The 7,604-nt window shown below is 69.9% G+C and carries 5 protein-coding genes; 2 read left to right on the forward strand and 3 right to left on the reverse strand.

The window, feature by feature from the left end; translation table 11 throughout:
• Positions 1-4: 4 nt before the first annotated feature.
• From ABZ656_RS39915 to ABZ656_RS39925, 3 genes are all read right to left on the reverse strand, one after another.
• Entirely contained in the window at positions 5-1,747 is a 1,743-nt protein-coding gene (locus ABZ656_RS39915; RefSeq protein ID WP_360274965.1) for an LCP family protein, read from the reverse strand.
• Positions 1,748-1,991: 244 nt separating this feature from the next.
• A complete protein-coding gene (locus ABZ656_RS39920; protein WP_360274968.1) occupies positions 1,992-3,362 on the reverse strand; it encodes an LCP family protein in 1,371 nt (456 codons plus the stop codon).
• Between the two features lie 260 nt (positions 3,363-3,622).
• A complete protein-coding gene (locus ABZ656_RS39925) occupies positions 3,623-4,378 on the reverse strand; it encodes a TIGR03089 family protein (RefSeq protein ID WP_360274971.1) in 756 nt (251 codons plus the stop codon).
• Positions 4,379-4,507: 129 nt separating this feature from the next.
• Here ABZ656_RS39925 and ABZ656_RS39930 point away from each other — a divergent pair, with 129 nt between their 5' ends.
• Positions 4,508-5,842, forward strand: a complete 1,335-nt coding sequence (locus ABZ656_RS39930) for a peptidoglycan recognition protein (protein WP_360274974.1) — start codon at positions 4,508-4,510, stop codon at positions 5,840-5,842.
• A 119-nt stretch (positions 5,843-5,961) separates the two neighbouring features.
• Positions 5,962-7,044 (forward strand): NDP-sugar synthase, encoded by a 1,083-nt coding sequence (locus ABZ656_RS39935; RefSeq protein WP_101404823.1) that lies wholly within the window; start codon positions 5,962-5,964, stop codon positions 7,042-7,044.
• The last annotated feature ends 560 nt before the right edge of the window (positions 7,045-7,604 follow it).

Genomic DNA, 7,604 nt, shown 5'->3' on the forward strand with positions numbered 1-7,604 from the left:
GCCATCAACTGGCGCACACTGTCTTGTCCGCCGTGGACTTGTCGACCTCAGGTGCCTTGGTCGGAGTGCTCAACGACACCCCGGCGCCCTTGAAGTCCTTGCCCAGGGTCAGCACGATCGCGGGCAGACCCTGTGAGTTCTTCTCGCTCTTGCCAGGCTTCAACGCCGAAGCGGACAGGCCCATGAGGTCCGCCAGCTTGCGCGCCTGATCGGCCTGGTCGGGAGAGTACTCCAGGGTCGTCTTGCTCAGTGTTGCGTCGGCGTTACCGAGCTGGCTGGACTTGAGCACGCCCTCAGTAATCTGCAGCCAGTTAAGAGTCTCCTGTGCGCTGCCCGCCGGGGCGCCGCCGTTGTAGATGTCGACGCGGATGTCGGCGGCGGCGGAACGGGTGCCCTTGAGGCGCGCGGCGACCGCGGCCTTCTCCTTCTTCTCCTTCTGCTTCACGGCGGTGAAGGAGACGTCGTTCTTGATCGCGTCGAAGACGTCGGGGGCCGAGGCCGGATTGACGATGACCGTCTTGTGGTACTTGCCGTCGGCCGGGTTGTCGAGCACCGGCACCGTTACGAAGCTGATGTTCTTCGTCGGCACCTTCTTCAGCTGCAGGGCCACGTCCTTGAGGGTACTGACGCTTCCTATGCCCGTGTCCACCGTGAGTGCCTTGGTGGCGGCCTCGGCCAGGCTGATCAGCTTGGTGGGGCTGGTGAGGGTGTCACTGGAGCTCATCTTGCGCATGAGGGAGCCCAGGAACTGCTGCTGCACCTTGATCCGGTCCAGGTCGCCCTCGTTGCCCCAGCTGTGGCGGGTGCGGACGAACGCCAGCGCCTGCTCACCCTTGACCGTGCTCTTGCCCGCGGGCAGTTTGAGGTGCGAATCCTTGTCGTTGACGGCGTGCGCGAGACAGACCTCGACGCCGTCCACCGCCGTCGTCAGCGTCTTCACCGCGTTGAAGTCCGCCATCATGAAGTGGTCCACCGAGATGCCGGTGAGCTCCTTCACCGTACGCATGGTGCAGCCCGGGTCGCGGCCGGCCTGCCCCAAGCTGATGTTGAAGCGGACGTTCTGCGTGCCCGGGATGTCCTTGGTGGTGCCGTCCGCCTGCTTCGTCGGGCAGTCCGGCACATTGACGATCAGGTCACGCGGAATGCTCAACGCGGTCGCGTTCGTACGGTCCTTGGAGACATGCAGCAGGATATTGGTGTCGGCGTGCCCGACGCTGTTCGCGTCGCCGTAGCCCTCGTTGCCCTTGCCGGTGCGCTTGTCGGTGCCGATGATCAGGATGTTGAAGGCCTCGTCCTTGCTGAAGCCCTTCTTGCCCGCGCTGCCGACGTCCGTCGTGCTGACGTTGCCCTCAAGGTGCTTGAGGTAGAGATACCCCGCGGCCGAGACGGCGACCAGCACGAAGGCCATCGTGCCGCCGGTCCACAGCAGTATCTTCTTTGCCTTCGACTTCTTCGGCTTCGTCCGCCCCTTGCGGCGGCCCGGCGGCGGCTCGGCCGGCGCGCCACGGCGCCGGCGCGGCCCGGGCACATCGGGGCCGGGAGCCGCCGGACTCTCTCGTTCCGGCGCCCTGCGTGCTGCCCCCGCTCCCGGTCCCGCATTCGCGGGGGTACCCCGACGCGGTCTCGGGACTCCCGACTGCGGAGCGGAAGGGCTCAGTCGCAGTTCGTATTCGCCGGTGTTCGGGTTGAGTACCCACTGGTCTGCGGGGTCGATGTTGTCCGCCCGCCCACGGCCTTGCGCGTCCACGGTTGTCTGAATCCTCCGTCGGGGCCACGCGGCGCTCTTCCCCCTCAAAGAGCGCTCGGGTCTCGGTCAGCGGTGCGCGACCCCCAGGACGGACCTCGTGGTCGGGTGCACCGGATCGCTCACACTATCCGGCCGGTTCAGGGTCGAGCGACGGTGGTGACAAATTCCACCTTCCTACAACTGGGCAATCCGCCCTATTTCTCGGAGACTTCTCAGCTCGGCAGTTCCCGCCTTGGCGCACGCTTTACCTACAGGCGTCCTCGGCTGCCGTGTTCCCGCGGAAAGTCGGCGCGGGTGTGGGAGTGGCGGGCCGTTTTCCCCTCGACTTCCCGTTGCCGTGCGACTCCTCTTCGTAGTCGAATGCCGAGTCGTACGTACCTTCGCCACCGCCCTCGTACGAGTTCTTGCGTTTCGCAGGGGAATCCGCCGGATGGTCCGTCGGAAGACTCGTCGGAACGCCGCTCGGCGGGTCCGTCGGAAGGCCGCTCGGCGGGTCCGTCGGAAGGCCGCTCGGCGGGTCCGTCGGAAGGCCGCTCGGCGGGTCCGTCGGAAGGTCCTTCGCGACCGCCACCGGAGCGTCCGCGCGCAGCAGGGCGAAGAGTTTGTCGGCCGCGGGTTTCACGAGCTGGTCGCGATTGGCGTTGTAGGCGTACGACGTTCGGGGCACCGTCAGGAATTGGACACGTTCCGTGGGGATATTGCGCATGCCGCGGACCAGGTCGTACAGCCCGCGCAGGCTCGCCAGATCCGGGTCCGTGGTGAGCGACGAAGTGGCCGCGTCGAGCACGGGATAGAGCCGTGCCGGATTGAGCAGGACGTCGTTGCTCTGCACCTTGTTGACGAGCGCGCCGAGGAACCGCTGCTGGCGCTCCATCCGGTCGGTGTCGCTGCCGTCGCCGATGCTCTTGCGGGCGCGGACGTAGCCGAGGGCCTGTTCGCCGTCGAGCACGACCTTGCCGGCCGGCAGCTTCAGCCTGGCCGCCTTGTCGTCGATGGGCTCCTTCAGACACACCTCCACGCCGTCCACGGCGTCGACCATGTCCTTGAACCCGTGGAAGTCGACGACCATGTGGTGGTCGACACGGATGTTCGTGAGCTTCTCGACGGTCCGGATCGTGCACGCCGAACCGCCCACCTCGAAGGCGGAGTTGAACATCGCGAGCATGGGCCGGGTACGGGTGCCGTCCGGACGCCGGCAACTCGGCAGGTCCACCATCAGGTCGCGGGGCAGGGAGACGGCGGTGGCGCTGCGCCGGTTCGCGGAGAGGTGCAGCAGGATCGTGGTGTCGGAGCGCTCGGTCCCGGAGTCCCGGCCGTACTCGTTGTTCCCGTCCCCCGACCGCGAGTCCGACCCGATCAGCAGGATGTTCTGCGCGTCGCGCACCAGCGCGGTGGGCCGCTCCTTCTCGTAGCGGGCGAGCTCGGCGGCGGCTTCCTCGTCGGCCGTGATGTTCCGGCTCAGCTTCTCGTACGCGACCAGGCCGACGCCGACGGCACCGAGGACCACGACGGCGACACCGAGCGCCGAGTACTGCACCCAGCGTCGCCGTCGCCGTCGTACGAGCCCGGCACCGGTGGGCGAAGCCCCCGCTCCCGGCCCTGTCCTGTCGGTCACGTCGGAGTCCACCCCTCATGGCGTGCGGGCGTGCGGTGCTCCTACGACCATGGCTCGGAGGACCGGCGAGGGCGGCAGATAAGGGGCCGAACGGGTGACGGGACCCGTCAGGGACGCGGGGCCCCGGCAGGTACGGATCCGCAGCGGGGCGGCGGGCGCGACCGGCACTCACGGGGCCGCGCCGACAGGCGGCCGGCACTCACGGGGCCGCGCCGACAGGCGACCGGCACCCACGGGCCGGCCCGGACGGCGGCCGGCGACTACCGAACCGTCGAGGTCACCCGCTCACTCTCGATCCGCTTGGCCAACGCGTCCTCGCCCAGTTGCTCCAGATGACGACAGAGCACCACGGACCCCCCGGAGGCGAGGGGCGCGTACAACCCCGCGCTCAGCCCCTCCCAGGTGTCGTACGGCAGCGCGGACAGGATCCGCGACCCGGGCCCCGTCAGATCCAGCGAGGCCGCCTCCGCCCGGGCCCGCTCGACGACCTCGGCCCCCGTGTGCTCGGCCCCGGCGACGATCAGCGCGGCCTCCTCGGGGTCCACCGGCGCGTACGGCTGGAAGCGGTCGCCCTGGCTCGGCACCTCGACCGCGTAGTCGGCGTACCCGGCGGGCGGCGTCGGGAAGCGGCGCCCCAGCGGCGCGAGCGAGAGGGCGACGCGCTCGCCGGAGCAGGCGAGCCCGGCCTCCAGCGCGTCGGGCCCCGCGACGACGAGGTCGGCGGCACCGGGATCGCCCCCGACATCCGCGACGACCCCCACCGAGGAACACGCGAGCAGCCACACCGCCGTCTGCCAGTGCGCGGGCAGCAGCAACGCGACCCGGTCGCCGGGCTCGGCGGACAACTCGCCCTGGAGGAGGTTGGCGGTCTTGGCCACCCAATTGGCGAAGGTCGCGACGGACAATTCGACACGTTCGCCCGTGGCATCGTCGTAGAAGGTCACCAGGGGGCGCGCGGGGTCCGCGGCGAGCGCGGATCGCAGCAGGTCGGCAGGGGTGCGGTCGGTGGCGTTCACGCGCGCAAGCGTACGCGGGGGTGTCCGGTGGGACGCGGCACCCGCGCCACCGGTTCGGCGGAGCGTGACCCGACGGTCCGTCAAATCCGCAATGGACAGATATGTATGACTATGTCCACGATCGGGGGCATGCATGGAATCCTTGCTTCCTCGGTCGGCGTCACCTGCGCGGCCGCACTCACTCTTCCGCTGGCCCTGTCCACACCGGCTCAGGCCGGACCCCAGGCGTCGAGGACCGAGCCCGCCGTGACGGGCAGCACCCAGTCCCTCCCCCTGGTCCCGCTCTCCGGCGACCGCTCGCTCGGACCCGCCGCGCCCGAACAGGGCCTCGGCAGGCGGAGCGTACGGTCGTTCTCGCTGGTCGGGGTCGTCTGGGACGACCCCGACACCGAACTGCGCGGCCGCGTCCAGGTCCGTACCCGCGCCACCGGAGCCAACCGCTGGTCCGGCTGGCAGGACATCGAGACCCACAACCACGAGCACGCGGCCGACCCGGACACCGCCGAGCGTGGCTCGGGCCGGGTGCGCGGCTCCACGGCGCCGCTGTGGGTGGGCGACTCGGACGGGGTCGAGGTCCGCGTCCAGGCACAGGTGGACGAAAGAGCCACGGCACCCGGCGAGTCGCCGCTTCCCAGAGGCATGCACATCGAACTCGTCGACCCCGGCGCGGAACCCGCGCCCCGGGGCGCACTGACGGGCGACGGGAGCGCGGGCGCGGAAAGCGCCCAGACGTACGCCACCTTCGCCACCAACGCCGAGCTCGCCCCGTTCGGCGCGACGGAGATCCCGGCGCTGTCCAGGGCCGAGACCGAGCGCGAGCTCCCGGCCCTCCGCGACGGCGCCCCGCTCGTGGAGCCGTACATCGGTGAGCGCCCACGCATCGTCACCCGGCGCGGCTGGGGCGCGGACGAGAGCCTGCGCGAGGGCGGTTTCGTGTACACCAAAAAGGTGAAGGCCGCCTTCGTGCACCACACGGCCTCGGGCAACAACTACCTTTGCTCCCAAGCCCCTTCGCTCATCCGCAGTATCTACCGCTACCACGTGGTGAGCAGTGGCTGGCGCGACATCGGCTACAACTTCCTCGTAGACAAGTGCGGAAGCATCTACGAAGGCCGTGCCGGGGGCGTGGTGAAGCCCGTCATGGGTGCCCACACCCGCGGTTTCAACAACGACACCATGGGGATCGCGGTCCTCGGCAGCTTCGGCAACACCAAGCCGGCCGCCGCCGCGGTGACCGCCATCGCGCGGCTCGCGGCATGGAAGCTCGGTCTCTCCGGAGCCGATCCGCGCGGCAAGACATACCTGAAGTCCGGCGGTGGCAATCTCTACCGAAAAGGTAAGAACGTACGACTGAACGTGATCTCCGGCCATCGGGACGGGTTCGCCACGGAGTGCCCGGGGAAGCTCCTGTACGGCAAACTCGGCTCGGCCAGAACGGCCGCGGCCCGCTACCAGGGCCGCTGAGGTCTGCGCGGAGCCATCGAGGACACCCCACTGCCGTCGAAGGCCTCTTACTACGGACTGCATACACTGGCCGGCCGAATCATCCTTCGGCCGGTCCCGGCAGGAAGCAGAGACGACAGGTGACAGAAGCGATCCTCCTGGTCGGGGGCAAAGGCACCCGACTGCGCCCGCTCACGGTGAACACCCCCAAGCCGATGGTTCCGGCGGCCGGGGTCCCGTTCCTCACGCACCAGCTGGCGCGGGCGAGAGCGGCGGGCGTCGAGCACATCGTCCTGGCGACCTCCTACCTGGCCGAGGTCTTCGAGCCGTACTTCGGCGACGGTTCCGCGCTGGGCCTCCACCTCGAGTACGTCACCGAGGAGGAGCCCCTCGGCACGGGCGGCGCGATCCGCAACGTGGCCGCGCGCCTGCACTCCGGCCCCGACGAGCCGGTCCTGATCTTCAACGGCGACATCCTGACGGGCCTGGACATCCGGGCCCTGGTGGCGACCCACGAGACGACCGGCGCGGACGTCTCCCTCCACCTCACCCGTGTCGAGGACCCCCGGGCGTTCGGCCTGGTCCCCACGGACGCGACGGGCCGTGTGACGGCCTTCCTGGAGAAGCCCCAGACCCCCGAGGAGATCGTCACCGACCAGATCAACGCCGGGGCGTACGTCTTCCGCCGCTCGGTCATCGACACGATCCCGGCCGGCCGCCCGGTCTCGGTGGAACGCGAGACCTTCCCCGACCTCCTGGCCACCGGAGCCCACCTCCAGGGCATGGTGGACTCCACCTACTGGCTCGATCTGGGCACCCCCCAGGCCTTCGTACGAGGCTCCGCGGACCTCGTCCTGGGCCGCGCCCCCTCCCCGGCCGTCCCGGGCCGCTGCGGGGACCGTCTCGTCCTGCCCACGGCCAGGGTCGCCCCCGACGCCAAGCTGACCGGCGGCACGGTCGTCGGCGACGGCGCGCACATCGGCGAGGGCGCTCGCATCACCGGCAGCGCGATCCTGGCGGGCGCGGTCGTCGAACCCGGCGCCGTCATCACCGACTCCCTCGTCGGCGCCCGCGCCCACATCGGCGAACGCACCATCGTCTCGGGGGCGGTCATCGGCGACGGCGCGGTGGTCGGCCCCGACAACGAACTCCGCGAGGGCGTAAGAGTCTGGTGTGAGGCCAAGATCCCAGCGGGGGCGCTCCGCTTCTCGTCGGACCAGTAGAGCCGGCGGAGTCGGCAGCCGGTAGAGATCGAAGTGCGGGTGGGCGGGGGCTGGTCGCGCAGTTCCCCGCGCCCCTGAAAGCTTGGGTCCGCCCGGCGTTGCGAGTCCGGGCCGAATCTCACCCACCCCGCCGGGTTTTGTTCGGCTGCGGGTGCGTGGGGGCTGGTCGCGCAGTTCCCCGCGCCCCCCAAAAACCTCGGCTCGCCCGGTGTTCGAGAACGAGCCCGGATCCCCTCGCCCATCCACCCCGGCCCGCAACTTCCACCCTGTCCGGTTTTGAGGACAGGTCCGGGGCCGATGCCCCACCCGCTCTGGTTCGCACTTCCACCGTGTCCGGTGTTTGAGGACGGGTCCGGGGTCGATGCCCCACCCGCTTTGGTTCGCACTTCCACCCTGTCCGGTGCTTGAGGACGAGTCCAGGGTCGAGCCCCCCGCCCGGGCCTGTATCACTCAGCCTGTCCGGCGTTTGAGGACGAGCCTCGGGGGGCCGTACCCCCCACCCCCCCACCCTGGCCCGTATCACTCCGGGCCCGTATCACTCAGCCCGTCCGGCGTTTGAG

Source organism: Streptomyces sp. NPDC007095, from assembly GCF_040634475.1.
In the GTDB taxonomy this organism is placed as follows: Bacteria; Actinomycetota; Actinomycetes; order Streptomycetales; family Streptomycetaceae; genus Streptomyces.

Coding starts and splice junctions, on each gene's coding strand:
- ABZ656_RS39930 (WP_360274974.1), top strand. CDS start 4,508: ATGCATGGAATCCTTGCTTCCTCGGTCGGCGTCACCTGCGCGGCCGCA.